At 59.6% G+C, this 18062-nt stretch carries 13 protein-coding genes; 3 read left to right on the top strand and 10 right to left on the bottom strand.

Annotation, left to right across the window (positions count from 1 at the left end; all coding sequences use genetic code 11):
• The first annotated feature begins 7 nt into the window (after positions 1-7).
• On the top strand, positions 8-4678 hold the full coding sequence (locus KUF73_RS05270; RefSeq protein WP_218437006.1) for a membrane-targeted effector domain-containing toxin: 4671 nt from the start codon (positions 8-10) through the stop codon (positions 4676-4678).
• 83 nt (positions 4679-4761) lie between these two features.
• On the opposite strand, the gene guaA is transcribed toward KUF73_RS05270, so the two are convergent.
• The 8 genes from guaA to KUF73_RS05230 all read right to left on the bottom strand — a co-directional run bounded on the left by guaA (position 4762) and on the right by KUF73_RS05230 (position 12131).
• Positions 4762-6339, bottom strand: coding sequence for a glutamine-hydrolyzing GMP synthase (guaA, locus tag KUF73_RS05265; RefSeq protein ID WP_218437005.1), 1578 nt, complete (start codon positions 6337-6339; stop codon positions 4762-4764).
• A 99-nt stretch (positions 6340-6438) separates the two neighbouring features.
• A complete protein-coding gene (gene guaB, locus KUF73_RS05260; RefSeq protein ID WP_017340298.1) occupies positions 6439-7908 on the bottom strand; it encodes an IMP dehydrogenase in 1470 nt (489 codons plus the stop codon).
• A gap of 219 nt (positions 7909-8127) precedes the next feature.
• Entirely contained in the window at positions 8128-8676 is a 549-nt protein-coding gene (locus KUF73_RS05255) for a sugar ABC transporter ATPase (RefSeq protein WP_218437004.1), read from the bottom strand.
• A gap of 190 nt (positions 8677-8866) precedes the next feature.
• Positions 8867-10048, bottom strand: coding sequence for a formate-dependent phosphoribosylglycinamide formyltransferase (gene purT / locus KUF73_RS05250; protein WP_218437003.1), 1182 nt, complete (start codon positions 10046-10048; stop codon positions 8867-8869).
• Positions 10049-10138: 90 nt separating this feature from the next.
• A complete protein-coding gene (locus KUF73_RS05245; RefSeq protein ID WP_218437002.1) occupies positions 10139-10606 on the bottom strand; it encodes a preQ0 transporter in 468 nt (155 codons plus the stop codon).
• A gap of 133 nt (positions 10607-10739) precedes the next feature.
• The gene (locus KUF73_RS05240) at positions 10740-10955 is read right to left on the bottom strand and encodes a DUF1289 domain-containing protein (RefSeq protein WP_218437001.1); all 216 of its coding nucleotides are present in this window, start codon (positions 10953-10955) and stop codon (positions 10740-10742) included.
• Complete coding sequence (locus KUF73_RS05235; RefSeq protein ID WP_007954617.1) at positions 10952-11476, bottom strand: gamma carbonic anhydrase family protein; 525 nt, start codon at positions 11474-11476, stop codon at positions 10952-10954. The genes KUF73_RS05240 and KUF73_RS05235 overlap by 4 nt, the downstream gene beginning before the upstream one ends.
• 55 nt (positions 11477-11531) lie before the next feature.
• Positions 11532-12131: a CoA pyrophosphatase gene (locus KUF73_RS05230; protein WP_218437000.1), complete on the bottom strand. Its 600-nt coding sequence runs from the start codon at positions 12129-12131 to the stop codon at positions 11532-11534.
• A gap of 147 nt (positions 12132-12278) precedes the next feature.
• Between KUF73_RS05230 and KUF73_RS05225 the strand changes: the two genes are divergently transcribed.
• Both KUF73_RS05225 and KUF73_RS05220 read left to right on the top strand, forming a co-directional pair.
• The gene (locus tag KUF73_RS05225) at positions 12279-12830 is read left to right on the top strand and encodes an NUDIX hydrolase (RefSeq protein WP_218436999.1); all 552 of its coding nucleotides are present in this window, start codon (positions 12279-12281) and stop codon (positions 12828-12830) included.
• A gap of 123 nt (positions 12831-12953) precedes the next feature.
• Complete coding sequence (locus KUF73_RS05220; protein WP_218436998.1) at positions 12954-13457, top strand: murein L,D-transpeptidase family protein; 504 nt, start codon at positions 12954-12956, stop codon at positions 13455-13457.
• 182 nt (positions 13458-13639) lie between these two features.
• Here the strand turns inward: KUF73_RS05220 and KUF73_RS05215 are convergent, their stop codons facing one another.
• On the bottom strand, positions 13640-13951 hold the full coding sequence (locus KUF73_RS05215) for a YqfO family protein (protein ID WP_214378479.1): 312 nt from the start codon (positions 13949-13951) through the stop codon (positions 13640-13642).
• A gap of 6 nt (positions 13952-13957) precedes the next feature.
• Positions 13958-17854 (bottom strand): phosphoribosylformylglycinamidine synthase, encoded by a 3897-nt coding sequence (gene purL / locus KUF73_RS05210; RefSeq protein ID WP_218436997.1) that lies wholly within the window; start codon positions 17852-17854, stop codon positions 13958-13960.
• Between the last annotated feature and the right edge of the window lie 208 nt (positions 17855-18062).

The raw sequence follows: 18062 nt of genomic DNA, 5'->3' as shown, positions 1-18062 counted from the left end.
AGAGCGCATGAACCCGACAGAATCACGCCCATTGCCCAATGCCGCCGACAAGGCCGCCCTCAAGGCCATCGCCACCACCGTCATCCAGACCTGCCCCAGCCTGCAAGACACGGCCCATGACGTCGCCAGCGACCTGCTGAAAAAGTACGACATCACCGGCCTCGATCCGGACAAGGTCTACTTCCACCGCTTTGACGCGTCGCAAAGCAGCACGAAAGCGTTCACCGGTTGGGAGCATGTCAAGGCAACCCCGACCTCGACCATGACGCTGACGCAACTGGTGATCCACCGCTTCCGTGCCGCCGACCAGGACAACGCCGACCTGCTGGATGTCTACGCAGGTTTCTACACCGCAGGTCCCAACGCCGGCACCTTCAATGAAACCAACGAAGTGCGCCTGCACGGCCACGAGGTGCTGAAGGATTTCTGGAGCATCGATTTCAGTGCGCTGTACTCCGAAAAGCTGACGGCGTACTGGGATAAATCCGGTGCCGACTTTCGCACGCTGGCCAAGTGCAATTTCCTGATCAAAGCCGTACAGGCACGGGACAAGCGCCAGTTGAGCGACGAGGACTTCCAGTTCGTCTCCCATGCGGTCATCGGCCCGATCACCTGGCCGGTCAGTTTGCAGTTGTTGCAAGCACAACACCCGGCCCCTGACAGCGTTCGAACGCTGGATGTCGATGGCTACGTCGCCACCAATATTCTTCGCTTTGTAGCGCCCAAAGGCCGACAGATTGTTTACCTGCCCGGTGAAACCAATGCCTTCCAGGTGCTGGAAACCGCCACGGACATGCACTACTGGATGTTGCAGCACATGAACAAGGAGGACGCACGCCAGGCATTCATGACGCATTTTTCCCTGGCCGATCGTCAGGCTGTCGCCGAAAACATCACCGACCTCATGAACCGGTTGGTCAGCACCTGGGGCAAGTACGACCATCACCTCATCAACCAGAAAAACCAGATCATCACCGGCGACGCCTTCAGTTGGCTGCGTGATTCGACCAAAGACGCGATGTTTGCGGAGGCCGCGCTCTCATTGACCTCCAATGGCGATTTACGGGAAAAACTCTGGATCGGCTATCTCAGTGCAGGCGTGAAAGTGTTCGGCCCGATGGCGGTCGTCGGGTGGCCGATCGCTTTGCCGCTGATCGGTGCCAGCATCGTCAACCTGGGCTTGAACATTGATCAGGCTGTAAACGGCAAAACCGCCGCAGAGCGCAAGGCCGGCGTCTTGGGGGCCGTATTCAGCGGCATTGATTTGTTGTTTAACCTGCTGGTTCTCAAGGGGCCGGGCTCATTACAAGAAATCGGCCCGGAGATTGATGTGGCCGAAGCGACGGAAATGGCCGAACTCATTGAAAGCACAAAACCGTCCCAAGGCATCGACTTGTCGGATGAACGCCTGGTCGAGGAATTGGACGAGGACCCGCAGTTATCCCCCACAACTTCCTCAATACCTGATGCCTTCAAGATCGATGAGCGCCTCGGCGTGGAAACGCTGGTCCGTGAGCCAGGAAAATTCCAGGGCATCCATCGACTCCCGTCCAGCCTGTCGACCGCAATCCCCCTGAACGACGCTGCCTATTACGTGCGCTTTGAAAAGAACCTCAACGGTCCCGGCACCTGGGCGATCATCGACCCTGCCAATCCCAATGCCTTCTCCGGTTCGATTCCTGTACGCCTGAACGCCGCAGGCAAATGGGAGATCGCCCCTCGACTGGGGCTCAGGGGCGGCATGGACCTATCAGCGGTTTCTGCCGAAGGCGCAGCCAGTCAGCCCGTCGTCGAGGAATGGGCGCGCTCGCCGGGCGTTACTGTACCCGGGCTCGAAGATCCGGAAATGAGGAACTGGGCGCTCGGTGGGGCTGACGTTCATGGCCTGTTCCGCAGGGTATGGACAATCGGCGGAGTGGATGTGCGCAGCGTACTCGGGGCCGATGCCGACGCGGTCAGACCACCCCACCTCCTCGCGCCCAATTTCAACGAGCAAACCCTCTCTTTAAGTGAGTTCGACCTGGCTCAAGAAGAGCCTCGAAGAATCCTCATCAGCGACGCAAACGCCTATTACGAGCTTCATCCAGCCACTCCACGCCTGACAGTAGCGTCAACGGCACAGATCAATACGCCTGCCGAATTGCTCGAAACAGCACTTGATACGAAACCGGGACTGGTCGTGGGTGAGCATTACGGGAGTATCGGCAGCAAACAATTCCTGATCGAAAACATGCCTGTATTAGCCCGGCGCGGGGTCAAGACGTTGTACCTGCAGGAGCTGCTGGCCAACGTTAATCAAGGCGAACTGGACGCTTTTGCGCGAACCGGTGAAATGCCCGAGGAGCTTGAGAGTTACCTGAAGAAACTCGACTTCAAGGCCGGCAACGACCCGGAAGGCAAATCCAGTCTCCTGGCACTGGTCAAGGCTGCCAACGCCCAGCGTATCCGGGTTCAAGCCATCGATATGACGACGACCTACAACATCAACAAAGACGCCCTGAGCCAGGTACCGAACAGTCAGATGGCCAGGAGTTTTTTTGCCAGCGAGGTTATTCAGTTCAATGAACAATTGAAGGGCCCGGCCAAATGGGTTGCCTTGGTCAATCAGGAAAACATGACCCGTTTCAGAGGCTACCAAGGCATCAGTGAGCAGACCGACGCTCTGAGCATCCGTATCGATGATGTGCCTCCGGGTCAGGCGCAACCCATCAGTTCCGATCCCGGATTAGCCGTGGAATACGCGGATTATCCGGACGCCCCGGTCGAGGCGTCGCCAGACCTTACCGACCCCATGAACACCCTGGCGCTGATCAAAGGCGATTGGCGCGTGCAGGTGCAATCCCCGTGGGCCTACAGATCCCCGCAAGACCTCAGGGCGCTATTGCCGGAGCCCGGCATGTTCACCTTTCAGCGCTACAGAAGCAGCTGTCTGGTGGTCTATCGCAATGCGCAAAACCGATTGGCTGACAGCGTCATCAGGCTGACACCCGGCGGCAGGCTCAACCTGGATACCCCACTCAGGCCGGCCTACGAATCCATGACCGTGGATGACTTCGATGAACTGAAACAGGCACTGACCGCAAGGGGCATGCGGCCAATGGGCTGGTCCACACTCACTGAAATAGAACAGCACCCCGTGGTGCCAGACCACTGGCAAGCCAATGAACTGCTCGAAGGCGCAACACCGGGTAGTGAGCCCGGAAAATTCCAGGGTATCTATCGACTCAACGCTAACCCTTCAGCCGCCATCCTGATGAACGACACCGCCTACCACGTCCGCTATGAAACCGATATAAACGGCGGCGGGCATTGGGCGATCATCGACCCGGCCAATCCCGAAAGCTTCTCGGGTTCGATTCCTGTACGACTCAACGCCGAAGGGGAATGGGAAACGGTGTCACGCAATGGGCTCATGGGTGGCGGCAAGACACCCGTTGCTCCCATTCGCTTTGTCGACCGAGCCGCCACGACCCCGCTGCCGGCCACGGACTATGATGTGCCAGGCCAACTGAAACCCGACCTGGAAGAGGGCGCGGCCGGGCGCAACGATGATGCGCTACGGGATGTCTACGACAGCATGCACGCGTTCGATCCCTACCGGGATTTCAAGGCCATCAGGAAGCGCCTTTATCGGGATGCTATCGGTTTTTACAAGAACCTCGTTCTGCCGGCAAGACCACCCGTCCCACAGCTTGAGCCCGCCGCCAGCGCCGAGGAAATCATCGAAAAAACCCTCGAAAATGCTCGCGGGCTGGTGATTGGTGAAAGTCACGACGGCATCGGCAGCAAGCAATGGCTGATCGAGAACATGGAGCTGCTGGCCAGCAAAAACGTGAAGACGCTTTACATGGAACACTTGCTGACCGACTTCCATCAGGCGGCGCTGGATTCTTTCGCGCGAACCGGGGTCATGCCAAAGGAACTGGAGAGCTACCTTAAGGCGCTCGATACCGGAAACATAACCGATCCGCTGGGGCGCGATACCTTTCTTCAAGTGGTCCGGGAAGCCGGAAAACAAGGGGTCCACGTGCAAGCCATCGATTGCATGGCGAGCTACCGACTCAATGGCATGGACATTATTTCGGGCCAGGAACGCATCGTCGACGAAACGGCGCGACAAAAAATGATGAACTACTTCGCCAGATCGATCATTCGTACCGACCAGGCTGTACGCGGTGCGCACAAATGGGTGGCGCTGATGGGCAACTCTCACTCCAACACTTTTGAAGGCGTTGCCGGTGTCAGTGAACTGGAAGAAGCCATCGGCATTCGCGTTGAAGACGTCGCCGAGGGTGCCTCCAGTGGCATCGAGGTTGATCCGGGCAAAATTCTGCCCACAGGCAATGGCGTAATGGATCGCGCCGCACTGGTCAGAGGCGACTTGCGCCTGCAAGTGGAAGCGCCATGGAGAGCGCAGACCATGTCGGAGATCGAAGCCCTGTTGCCACGCTACGGTATGTACACCCTGAAACTGCAACCTCGCATGACGTATCTGGTACACCGCAGTCGCAGCAAAGAACTGGTACGCACCCTCATCGAGACCGATGCCGGTCGTTACTACATCGAACGCCCTAACTGGCCTTCGGTCAGCGGTAAACGCTATGACAGTATCAAAGAGCTGTTGCAGGGACTGGATGATATGGGGTTGAGGTTGGCCGGCTGGTCACGCCCGCTATAACCCGGAAACGAAAAAGCCGTGTGAAACGAATTTCACACGGCTTTTACTATTGCAGCGGTCAAGCCATCAAGGCTTGCGCCCAATCATTCCCACTCAATAGTCGCCGGCGGCTTGCTCGACACGTCGTAAGTGACGCGGGAGATGCCTTCGATTTCATTGATGATGCGGCCGCTGACGGTTTCCAGCAGTTCGTAAGGCAGGTGCGCCCAACGCGCGGTCATGAAGTCGATGGTTTCCACGGCACGCAGGGCAACGACCCAGGCGTAACGGCGGCCATCCCCAACAACGCCAACCGATTTCACCGGCTGGAACACGACGAATGCCTGGCTGACTTTGTGGTACCAGTCGGCCTTGCGCAGTTCTTCGATGAAGATGTGGTCAGCACGACGCAACAGGTCGGCGTATTCCTTTTTCACTTCACCCAGGATGCGCACGCCCAGGCCCGGGCCCGGGAACGGGTGACGGTAGACCATGTCGTACGGCAGGCCGAGTTCCAGGCCCAGACGACGCACTTCGTCCTTGAACAGTTCGCGCAGAGGCTCGACCAGTTTCAGGTTCATTTCTTCCGGCAAGCCACCCACGTTGTGGTGCGACTTGATCACGTGGGCCTTGCCGCTTTTGGCGCCAGCCGACTCGATCACGTCCGGGTAGATGGTGCCTTGGGCGAGGTACTTGATGTTGTCCAGTTTGTTGGACTGGGCATCGAACACGTCGATGAAGGTACGGCCGATGATCTTGCGCTTTTTCTCTGGGTCGCTTTCGCCAGCCAGGTTGTTGAGGAACTGCTCCTCGGCGTTGGCGCGGATCACTTTGACGCCCATGTTCTCGGCGAACATGGCCATCACTTGCTCGCCTTCGTGCAGACGCAGCAGGCCGTTGTCGACAAAGACGCAGGTCAGCTGGTCGCCAATGGCTTTGTGCAGCAGCGCGGCAACGACCGACGAATCCACACCGCCGGACAGACCGAGCAATACGTTGTCGGTACCGACCTGGGCGCGAACCTGGGCGATGGCGTCTTCAGCAATCTTCGACGGGGTCCACAGGGCTTCACAGCCGCAGATGTCGAGGATGAAGCGCGACAGGATGCGACCGCCCTGCTTGGTGTGGGTCACTTCCGGGTGGAACTGCACGCCGTAATAGCCGCGATCGTCGTTGAACATACCGGCGATCGGGCAGCTTGGGGTGCTGGCCAGGATGTGGAAGTCTTCCGGCATCTTGGTGACCTTGTCACCGTGGCTCATCCATACATCGAGGCCGAACAGGCCGTCGGCGTCGATGTGGTCTTCGATGCCGTCGAGCAGGCGGCTCTTGCCAACCACGTCAACACGGGCGTAACCGAACTCACGCAGTTCGGAACCTTCAACCTTGCCACCCAGTTGCTCGGCCATGGTCTGCATGCCGTAGCAGATACCGAAGACCGGTACGCCCAGGTCGAAAACCGCTTGCGGGCAACGTGGGCTGTTGGCTTCGTGTACGGACTCGGGGCCGCCGGCGAGGATGACACCTTTAGGAGCGAATTCGCGGATCGCATCTTCGTCCATGTCGAACGGGTGCAGTTCGCAGTACACGCCGATTTCACGCACTCGGCGGGCGATCAGTTGGGTGTATTGGGAACCGAAGTCGAGGATCAGGATGCGGTGGGCGTGAATATCGAGGGCCATGATTCAGTCTCGTCTAAGTCATTCAGAAACAGTCGTGATTCAGAAACAACTCGGGGCTGAATCGAACAGCCCCGGTTGCTTAACTTATTGCTTGAAGGCTCAACCTACGCGGTAGTTTGGCGCTTCTTTGGTGATCTGCACGTCGTGAACGTGGGACTCGGCCATGCCTGCGCCGGTGATCCGCACGAACTCAGGCTTGGTGCGCATCTCTTCGATGTCGGCACTGCCGGTGTAACCCATCGAGGAACGCAGGCCGCCCATCAGTTGATGGATGATGGCGCTCAGGCTGCCCTTGTACGGGACACGCCCTTCGATGCCTTCCGGAACCAGCTTCTCGGCACCCGCTGAAGAGTCCTGGAAGTAACGGTCGGAGGAACCTTGAGCCTGGGACATGGCGCCCAGCGAACCCATGCCGCGGTAAGCCTTGTACGAACGACCCTGGAACAGTTCGATCTCGCCCGGCGCTTCTTCAGTACCGGCGAACATCGAGCCCATCATCACGCAGGAAGCACCGGCAACGATGGCCTTGGACAGGTCACCGGAGAAACGGATGCCGCCGTCGGCGATCAACGGAACGCCGGTGCCTTCGAGGGCAGCGGCAACGTTGGCGATGGCACTGATTTGCGGGACGCCGACACCAGCGACGATACGGGTGGTGCAGATCGAGCCAGGGCCGATACCGACCTTGACGGCGTCAGCGCCAGCTTCGGCCAGGGCCTTGGCGGCAGCGCCGGTGGCGATGTTGCCGCCGATGACCTGCACTTCAGGGAAGTTCTGTTTGACCCAGCGAACGCGGTCGATCACGCCTTTGGAGTGACCGTGAGCGGTGTCGACCACCACCACATCAACGCCGGCATTGACCAGGGCAGCGACGCGATCACCGGTGTCTTTACCGGTGCCGACCGCAGCGCCAACACGCAGACGACCTTGATCGTCCTTGCTGGCCAGCGGGTAAGCCTTGGCTTTTTCGATGTCTTTGACGGTCATCATGCCTTTGAGGGCAAACTTGTCGTCGACGATCAGGACTTTTTCCAGGCGGTGCTTGTGCAGCAACTCGCGGACTTCGTTCTTGTTGGCGCCTTCGCGTACGGTGACCAGACGCTCTTTAGGCGTCATGACTTCACGTACGGTGGCTTCCAGACGGGTTTCGAAGCGCACGTCACGGGAAGTGACGATGCCGACCAGGTCGCCATCGTGCAGCACCGGAACGCCGGAAATGTTGTGCATGCGGGTCAGTTCGAACAGGTCACGAACCGTGGCGTCAGCCTCGATGGTAATCGGGTCCTTGACGACGCCGGCTTCGAACTTCTTGACCTTGCGGACTTCGGCAGCTTGCTGCTCGATGGTCATGTTCTTGTGGATGATGCCGATGCCACCTTCCTGAGCCATGGCGATTGCCAGACGGGCTTCAGTGACGGTGTCCATAGCGGCGGAAACCAGTGGAATATTCAGCTCGATGCCACGGGTAAGGCGGGTCTTGAGACTGACTTCGTTAGGAAGCACCTCGGAATAACCGGGCACTAGGAGAATGTCGTCGAATGTCAGAGCTTCTTGGCTGATACGCAGCATCGCGGGGGCTCCCGAGCGGGAAAATGGAAGCGCGCCATTATAGTCAGACACCCCCTCGGGTTCAATGTAAAACTCTGTCTATTATCGATGCAGTGATCGACGGGGGTTTTGCGACACAAATCCCGTAGGAGCGAGGCTTGCCCGCGAAGGCGTCGACTCGGTGCATTTGAGTACCGCAGCGATGCCTTCGCGGGCAAGCCTCGCTCCTACAAATCAAAATCAGAGTTCGACTTTGATCCAGCTGACGGGCAGATCGAGCCAATCGGCGAACTCGTCGAGAAAGCTCTGCCTGAACCCGGCCTCGGCCCAGTTGTTGAAAATGAACCCCAGGTTGGAAAAGCCGCATTCCTGCAGAAACAGGAAGCCGTTGATGTCATCTTCGTGCCCGCATTCCGGGCAAGTGAAGTTATCGGTGCGCCCCGGCATCCAGTCTTCCAGGCTTTCAAACAGTGCTTCGCCGATTTCCTTGCGGCACTCCGCGCAACCCGCCTCGCCCAAAAAACCCTTGGCCGGCGTATAGATGCAGCGCTTGGTGACGATTTCCAGGCCATTGATCGGCTCGCCGAATGGCAGGGCTTCCGGGTGCAGGACCACGGCACGGGCACCCTCGGCGAGGGCGTGGGCCATGCGATTGCCGGTGCGGCCGCAGGTGGTCAGCTCTTCCTGGATGATGTTCTTGCGCACCAGCCAACGCACAATCGCCCGGGCCCGGGGTTCGTGCACCGGCAGGGTGGAGATTTTCGGGACGATGATGCTTTGCGAATTCATGGGTACAGGCCTGAAGCATTAATGAAGGGGTCGTACGGGAACCCCTTGTAGGAGCGAGGCTTGCCCGCGAAGGCGATGTCATGATCAACAATGATGCTGGATATGAAATCGCCTTCGCGGGCAAGCCTCGCTCCTACAGGTCAACATGGCGAGCCCGTTCCTTGAAGGTATAGGCCCGCTAAAGGTGTTTTTACAACTCGACGACAACCGCCTGCGACGCACGGGTGGCCTTGGCGCGAGCGGCTTCGATCGACTCGTCGCGCGCCAGGGCGACGCCCATCCGGCGCTGGCCGTTCACTTCAGGCTTGCCGAACAGACGCAGCGCCGTGTCCGGCTCGCTCAACGCGGCACCAAGATTGGCGAAAGCCGTTTGGGTCGATTGCCCCTCCACCAGAATCACCGCCGAGGCCGATGGCCCGAACTGACGGATCAATGGGATCGGCAGGCCGAGAATCGCCCGCGCGTGCAGGGCGAATTGCGACAGGTCCTGGGAGATCAACGTCACCAGACCGGTATCGTGCGGGCGCGGCGACACTTCGCTGAACCACACCTGATCACCTTTGATGAACAGTTCGACGCCAAACAGGCCACGGCCACCGAGTGCTTCGGTGACAGCTTTGGCAACACGCTCGGACTCAGCCAGCGCAATCGGGCTCATGGCTTGTGGCTGCCAGGATTCCTGGTAGTCGCCCTTCTCCTGACGGTGGCCGACTGGCGCGCAGAACGTAGTGCCGCCGATGTGACGCACGGTCAGCAGGGTGATTTCGTAATCGAAATCGATAAAGCCTTCGATGATCACCCGGCCTTTGCCGGCGCGGCCGCCTTCCTGGGCGTAATCCCAGGCCTTCTTCACGTCATCGACGCTGCGCAACAGGCTCTGGCCTTTACCCGACGAACTCATGACCGGCTTGACCACGCACGGGAAACCTAGGTCTTCGACGGCCTTGCTGTAGTCCTCGAAGGTGTCGGCGAAGTGGTACGGCGAGGTCGGCAGGTCCAGCTCTTCGGCGGCCAGACGACGGATGCCTTCGCGGTTCATGGTCAGCTGGGTGGCACGCGCGGTAGGGATCACGGTGAAGCCTTCGGCTTCCAGTTCCACCAGGGTTGCGGTGGCAATAGCTTCGATTTCCGGCACGATGAAGTGCGGCTTCTCGGCTTCGATCACCGCACGCAGGGCGGCGCCATCGAGCATATTGATCACGTGGCTGCGGTGGGCAACCTGCATGGCCGGCGCGTTGGCGTAGCGGTCCACGGCAATTACTTCAACGCCCAGGCGTTGCAGCTCGATCACCACTTCCTTGCCCAACTCGCCACAGCCACACATCAATACGCGGGTCGCGGTGGGCGACAATGGAGTTCCGATACGGGTCATCTGAAGGTCCTCAAGGAGCGGATCATCGAGGGAAGCGCACTTCCCATGGGGAGAAAGCGCGGCATTTTACATGAACCAGAGGGTTTGGCTTCAGCTGACGACAGCCTGTTTGCGCAAGCGCCAGGCCATGATCAGCCACACCGCAGTCACACCGGCGAACTTCGAGCCCAGGGCGGTGACGAGCACGCCGGGGGTCAGTGCGCCGATCATGCCGAAGAAGATAAAGGTATCGAGGGGGATGCTCAGCGCTGAACTTATCCACAGGCGGTCGTGCAGCGGACGCTGGGTGACGCTGAATACCAACCAGTCAATGCACTCGGACACCGCGAAGGCCATGGCGCTGGCAAGAGCGATAGACGGGTCGGATGTCACATAGGAAAGCACCAGCGCCGCCAGCATCGCCGCAATCGCGCCGTGGCCGAAGCGGGTTTGCACCATGTCGCGCAGCACGAACACCAAACCGCCCCAGGCTGACCAGATGATGTCCAGGTCCGGGGCGGCGGAAAAGGCGTAATTGATCAGCACGACGCTGCTGATGTAGGCGATCAGGAAGAGCATGGGCTTGGAAGTACCTGTGAATTTGCCGCACAGGATACTGTAGGAGCGAGCCTGCTCGCGATGGTCGATAACGATAATGCGTTGAGTCTGGTTCCCCGCGGTGTTCTTGAGTCCATCGCGAGCAAGCTCGCTCCTACAACCGCGGCTTTGCCTCGATCATCCACACCAACCCACTCGACTTCGCCCGTTCATGACACAACCCCAACACCTTGCGGCGCTCTTCGTTGTCCATCCGGCTCCAGCGGGTGATTTCCTCCACCGTGCGCTGGCAACCGGTGCAGATGTCATCGTCGTCCAGCGCGCAAATATTCACGCAGGGCGATGGCACCGGGCGTTCTGGCGTGGTCATTCTTCCTGCTCGACCAGATCGCGGGCATAACGCTGCGAGTTATGCACATAGTGAGCGGCGCTGGCTTCGAGCATCTTCTTCTGCGGCTCAGTCAGCTCGCGCACGACTTTACCCGGCGAGCCCATTACCAACGAACCATCCGGAATTTCCTTGCCCTCACCGATCAGCGAATTGGCGCCGATGATGCAGTTCTTGCCGATTTTTGCGCCATTGAGGATGACCGCATTAATGCCGATCAGGCTGTAATCGCCCACGGTGCACCCATGCAGCATGGCGTTATGGCCAATGGTCACGCCCGTACCGATGGTCAGCGGGTAGCCCATGTCGGTGTGCATCACCGTGCCGTCCTGAACGTTGCTGTTTTTGCCGATCAGGATCAATTCGTTGTCGCCACGCAATACGGCGTTGAACCAGACGTTGGCGCCCTCTTCCAGTTTGACCTTGCCCACCAGCACGGCGTTGGGTGCGACCCAGCTTTGCGGGTGGGTTTCGACGCGGGCGTCGCCCAGGCGGTATTTCATCTAGTTGTCCTCAAGGCTTGGGCAATCGTGTTTTCTGACCATTCGAATGATGGCTTCAGATATTGATAAAGCTTTTTGGCGGTTGGTGCAGGCTGATTTTCGCGTCATAGAGCAAGTTGATCAACTCGACGATCATGATCGCCGTCAGCCCCCAGATCTTGTACTCGCCATAGCGATAACTCGGCACGTACCAACTTCGGCCCTGGTAATCGATGCGGTGAGTGTGTTCGCGAGGGTCTTTGCGGAAGAACTCCAGCGGCACACTGAATACCGCAGCGATTTCAGCATCATTGGCCCGGTATTCGACGAAATCCGGAATCACCCCGACATAAGGTGTGACCTTGATGCCATGCAGGGAGATGAGCGGGCTCAGGGGGCCGATCACCTCGACCAGCCCCGGCGGCAGGCCGATCTCTTCTTCGGCTTCGCGCAGGGCAGTGAAAATCAGGTCAGGGTCGTCGGGGTCGCGCCGGCCACCGGGGAAAGCGACTTCGCCGCCATGGGTCGAAAGCCCGCTGGCACGCAGGGTCAGCAGCAGTTCCGGCTCGTCACTGCGGGTGATGGGCACCAGTACGGCGGCCTCGGGGAAACGTCGGTCGGTCTCCAGCGTTCGCGGTGTGTGGTTACTTACCCGATGCAGTAGCTCGTCCAGCATGAGTGTTCTCGATCTGTGCCTTACCCGGCATCATGCACCAATCGCTGCGGTCGCCCAACCCCTCGAATCGCGGCATGTCGCGAAACGACAACTTGCCGACAGACACCGCCGCACGCCAAGATAGGCGCAGCATTCAGGAACCCAAGCATGAAATTTTGCAGTCAGTGCGGCAACCCGGTGACCCAGCGCATTCCCGAAGGCGATTCGCGCCTGCGTTTTGTCTGCGACAGCTGTCAGGCCATTCACTACCAGAACCCCAATATCGTCGCAGGTTGCGTCGCAACCTGGGGCACCAAGGTTTTGCTCTGCCGCCGCGCCATCGAGCCGCGCCTCGGCTACTGGACGCTGCCCGCGGGGTTCATGGAAAACGGTGAAACCATCGAGCAGGCGGCCATTCGCGAGACTGCCGAGGAAGCCTGCGCGCGGGTGCGCAACCTGAGCATCTATACCTTGATCGACGTGCCGCACATCAGCCAGGTGCACGTGTTCTTCCGCGCCGAACTGGCGGATCTGAACTTTGCCGCCGGCCCCGAGAGCCTGGAAGTGCAACTATTCGACGAAGTCGACATTCCTTGGGACGAGCTGGCTTTCCGCACGGTGGGCCGTACCTTAGAATGCTTCTTTGCTGACCGGCGGACCGAGGTCTACCCCGTGCGGTCCGAATCGATTCCGCCGCTGGTTCAGCCGGCCATTACTTGATTCCATTTTGGTATTGTTGCAGGCGCGATAAAGTCGTCCGAACGCGGCCCGAACCTGCGGCAGCTCCTGCAAAAACACCTATAACTTATAGATAGTCGCGACACCTCTTGGGGAATCGTTTCAATGCGCTGGTTGCTTGCCCTGTTTTGCTTGTCGTTCATTGCGGTGTCCCAGGCTTCTGCCGTGGGAAGCCTGGACGGCAAGCCCATCGAGAAAATTCTGGTTCTCAAGTCCGCCCATCAATTGCAGTTGATCAATGACGGCAAGCCGCTCAAGACCTATCGCATCTCATTGGGCAAGCGGCCCAAGGGACCGAAGTTGATGGAAGGCGACAAACGCACGCCTGAAGGTTTCTACTGGGTCGACTGGCGCAAGGTCAGCGACCGATTCAACCTGGCCATGCACATTTCCTACCCGAACATCAGTGATTCCGCCCGCGCTCGCCGCGAAGGCGTCGAGCCTGGTGGCATGATCATGATCCATGGCACCCCGGACACGGAAGAAAACCCGGAAGACCTGTTCCATACCCTGGACTGGACTGACGGCTGCATCGCCATGCGAAACATGGACATGCGCGAAATCTGGAACCTGGTGCCGGACGGCACAATGATCGAGATTCGTCCGTAACCAATGGCTGGATACCATTCCCACCTGTAGGAGCTGCCGCAGGCTGCGATCTTTTGATTTAGATTTTCAGAAACAAGATCAACAGATCGCAGCCTTCGGCAGCTCCTACAGGGGAATCGCGGCCCATAAAAAACCCGCTGAAATCACTTTCAGCGGGTTTTTTGTTTCAGCGGACTGGATGATCAGAAATCTTCCAGTCGCCACACCTCGTAAGCCGGCGTCTCGTAAGGATGGCTCTGTTTCAAAGCCGCCACCACCGAGCGAATCAACTCATCGGCCACTACCAGCTCAACCTTCCATTCCTCGACCTGCTCGACCTGCCCCGCTTCACCAATGAACGGCTGACTACCGTCCAGTGGTCGAAACTGGCCCTGGCCCAACACCTGCCAGGCGCAATGGTCATAAGCACCGATTCGTCCGCCACCGGCAGCGAATACGGCGCTTTTGACCACCTCGACATGACTGTCGGGAACAAAAAAGCTGAGCTTGTACACGGCGCTTTAGTTAACCCACACGCGAGCATTACGGAACATACGCATCCAAGGTGCGTCTTCGGTCCAGTCTTCCGAACGCCACGAGTTCTGCACAGCGCGGAACACACGTTCCGGGTGCGGCATCATGATGGTCACGCGACCGTCGCGGCTGGTCAAACCGGTGATCCCGCGCGGCGAGCCGTTCGGGTTGGCCGGGTAGCTTTCGGTGACCTTGCCGTGGTTGTCGACGAAACGCATCGCCACGCAACCCGACAGATCGGCTTCCAGCAACGCTTCTTCGCTGGCGAATTCCGCATGACCTTCACCGTGGGCGATGGCGATTGGCATACGCGAACCGGCCATGCCTTGCAGGAAGATCGAGTTCGATTCCTGGATCTGTACCATCGCTACACGGGCTTCGAACTGCTCGGAACGGTTACGCACGAAGTGCGGCCAGAACTCGCTGCCCGGCACCAGTTCGTGCAGGTTGGACATCATCTGGCAACCGTTGCACACGCCGAGGGTGAAACTGTCGGTACGTTCGAAGAAACCCTGGAACGCATCGCGAGCGCGGCTGTTGAACAGTGCCGACTTGGCCCAGCCTTCACCGGCACCCAGTACGTCGCCGTAGGAGAAACCGCCGCAAGCAACCATGCCCTTGAACTCGTTCAGGTCGACACGGCCGGCCAGAATGTCGCTCATGTGCACGTCGATCGCGTTGAAACCGGCGCGGTCGAACGCCGCCGCCATTTCCACCTGGCCGTTGACGCCCTGCTCACGCAGTACGGCAACCTGTGGGCGGATGCCTTTCTTGATGTAAGGCGCGGCGATGTCCTGGTTGACGTCGTAGCTGAGCTTGACGCTCAGGCCCGGGTTGTCTTCTTCCAGCAGCACGTCGAATTCCTGATCGGCGCAATCGGCGTTATCACGCAGACGCTGGATCTGGTAGCTCGTCTCAGCCCACTGACGCTGCAGCAGACGACGCTGGCCTTCGAATACGGTTTCACCGTTGAAGGTGATGTCGATCTGGCCGTTGTTGATCGGCTGACCGATCACCGACACGCAGTCGCCCAGACCAGCCGCGCTGAACTGCGCGAGGATGTCCGGGGTCGCGTCCTGGCGAACCTGAATCACGGCACCCAGTTCTTCGTTGAACAGGATCGCTGCGATGTCGGCGGAAGTCTCTGCCAGACCGTCGAGGTTCAGGCTCAGGCCGCAGTGACCGGCGAAGGCCATTTCCACGACACTGGTCAGCACACCACCGTCGGAACGGTCGTGGTAGGCCAGCAGGTGACCGTCGGCGTTGAGGCCCTGGATCACGGCGAAGAAAGCTTTCAGGTCTTCGGCGTCGTCGACGTCCGGCGCTTGCGAGCCGAGCTTGCCGTGCACCTGGGCGAGGATCGAGGCACCCATGCGATTCTGGCCACGACCGAGGTCGATCAGGATCAAGTCGGTGGTGCCCTTGTCCATGCGCAGTTGCGGGGTCAGGGTCTGACGGATGTCAGTGACTGGCGCGAAACCGGTCACGATCAGCGACATCGGCGACGTCACGGACTTGTCCACGCCTTCGTCGTTCCAGCGCGTGGCCATGGACATCGAGTCCTTGCCCACCGGAATGGTGATACCCAGCTCAGGGCACAATTCCATGCCGACCGCTTTAACGGTGTCGTACAGACGTGCGTCTTCACCCGGGTGACCGGCAGCCGACATCCAGTTCGCCGACAGTTTGATGTCGGAGAGCTTGCCGATGCGCGAGGCCGCAATGTTGGTCAGGGTTTCGCCGATGGCCATGCGGCCCGACGCCGGAGCGTCCAGCAATGCCAGCGGAGTACGCTCGCCCATGGCCATGGCTTCACCGGTGTAGACGTCGAAGCTGGTGGCGGTGACGGCAACGTCGGCCACCGGAACCTGCCACGGGCCGACCATTTGGTCACGGGCCACGAGGCCGGTGATGGTGCGGTCACCGATGGTGATCAGGAAGCTTTTGCTCGCCACGGCTGGGTGATGCAGAACACGCTCGACGCAGTCGGCGATGCTCAGGGTCGACGGATCAAAATCGTCGCCCAGCTCGTTTTCACGCACTACCGAACGGTGCATGCGCGGGGCTTTGCCCAGCAGCACTTCCAGTGGCATGTCCACCGGGCTGTTGCCGAAGTGGCTATCGGTGACAGTAAGCTGCGGCTCGGCAGTGGCTTCGCCGACCACCGCGAACGGGCAACGCTCGCGTTCGCAGATCGCCTTGAAACGCTCGAAGTCAGCCGGGCCGACGGCCAGCACGTAACGTTCCTGGGATTCGTTGGACCAGATTTCGTGCGGGGCCATGCCCGGCTCGTCGTTTGGAATGTTGCGCAGTTCGAAACGGCCACCGCGGTCGCCATCGTTGACCAGTTCCGGGAAGGCGTTGGACAGGCCACCTGCACCCACGTCATGGATGAAGCTGATCGGGTTCTTGTCGCCAAGCTGCCAGCAACGGTCGATGACCTCTTGGCAGCGACGTTCCATCTCTGGGTTCTCGCGCTGTACCGAAGCGAAGTCCAGGTCCGCCGAGCTGGTGCCGGTGGCCATGGAGGAAGCCGCGCCGCCGCCCAGACCGATCAGCATCGCCGGGCCGCCCAGCACGATCAGCTTGGAGCCCACGAGGATTTCGCCTTTCTGGACGTGATCTTCACGGATGTTGCCCATACCGCCGGCCAGCATGATCGGCTTGTGGTAACCGCGAACTTCATCGCCGTGCGGGGTGGTGATCGACTGCTCAAAGGTACGGAAGTAACCGGTCAGTGCCGGACGGCCGAATTCGTTGTTGAATGCAGCGCCGCCCAATGGGCCTTCGATCATGATGTCCAGCGCGGTAACGATGCGCTCGGGTTTGCCGTATGGCACTTCCCATGGCTGTACGAAACCCGGGATCTGCAGGTTGGATACGGTGAAACCGGTCAGGCCAGCCTTTGGCTTGGCACCGCGACCGGTGGCGCCTTCGTCGCGAATCTCGCCACCGGAACCGGTGGACGCGCCCGGGAACGGGGCAATCGCGGTCGGGTGGTTGTGGGTCTCGACTTTCATCAGGATGTGCACCGGCTCCTGCACCGCGCCGTACTGGCGGGTTTCAGGGTCCGGGAAGAAACGACCGGCCACGGAACCGACGATCACCGAAGCGTTGTCCTTGTAAGCTGACAGAACGCCTTCGCTGTGCATCACGTAGGTGTTCTTGATCATGCCGAACAGGCTTTTTTCCTGGCTCTCGCCGTCGATGTCCCAACTGGCGTTGAAGATCTTGTGACGGCAGTGCTCGGAGTTCGCCTGGGCGAACATCATCAGTTCGATGTCGTGCGGGTTGCGCTTCAAGCCGACGAAGGCGTTGACCAGATAGTCGATCTCGTCTTCAGCCAGGGCCAGGCCCAACTCGGTGTTGGCTTTTTCCAGCGCAGCACGGCCGCCACCCAACACATCAATCGCAGTCAGGGGCTTGGGTTCGGCGTGGCTGAACAGGCCGGCAGCTTGTTCGAGGTTGCCCAGGACAATCTGGGTCATGCGGTCGTGCAGCGCATCAGCGATGAGTTGAGCTTCAGCATCGCTGAACTGGCCGGCGACGTAGAAGGCAATGCCGCGCTCCAGGCGCTGGATCTTGGTCAGACCGCAGTTGCGAGCGATGTCGCTGGCCTTGCTCGACCATGGCGAGATGGTGCCGAAACGCGGCAACACCAGGAACAGACGACCGGTCGGCTCTTGAACCGGAACGCTTGGACCGTACTTCAGAAGGCGCGCGAGCACCTGCTGTTCGTCGCCGGTCAGGACGCCGGTAACTTCGGCGAAGTGAGCGAATTCAGCATACAGGCCGCTGACAGCCGGAACCTTCTGGCTCAGTTGCTCAAGGAGTTTGCTGTGGCGAAAGGCAGAAAGGGCAGGAGCGCCGCGCAGGATCAACATCTTCGGGACAGCCTCGGGAGGGGTGTGCTTTGAGGCCGTGCATTCTAGCCTAAACAGCTCGCGACATCACCCGAAACGCTACGCACGGTTGCACTCGAGCATCAATCTGTGTTTCTGCCTCGAAAGTCAGGTTACCTGGCCCCCTGAGGACAGCTTATTTTTACAGTAACAAAAACCCGGCAATGCCCATTCCTGCGGTGTTTCGGCC

Source organism: Pseudomonas sp. PD9R (assembly GCF_019200975.1).
Lineage (GTDB): Bacteria > Pseudomonadota > Gammaproteobacteria > Pseudomonadales > Pseudomonadaceae > Aquipseudomonas.
This window is presented reverse-complemented; position numbering and strand designations above follow the sequence as displayed.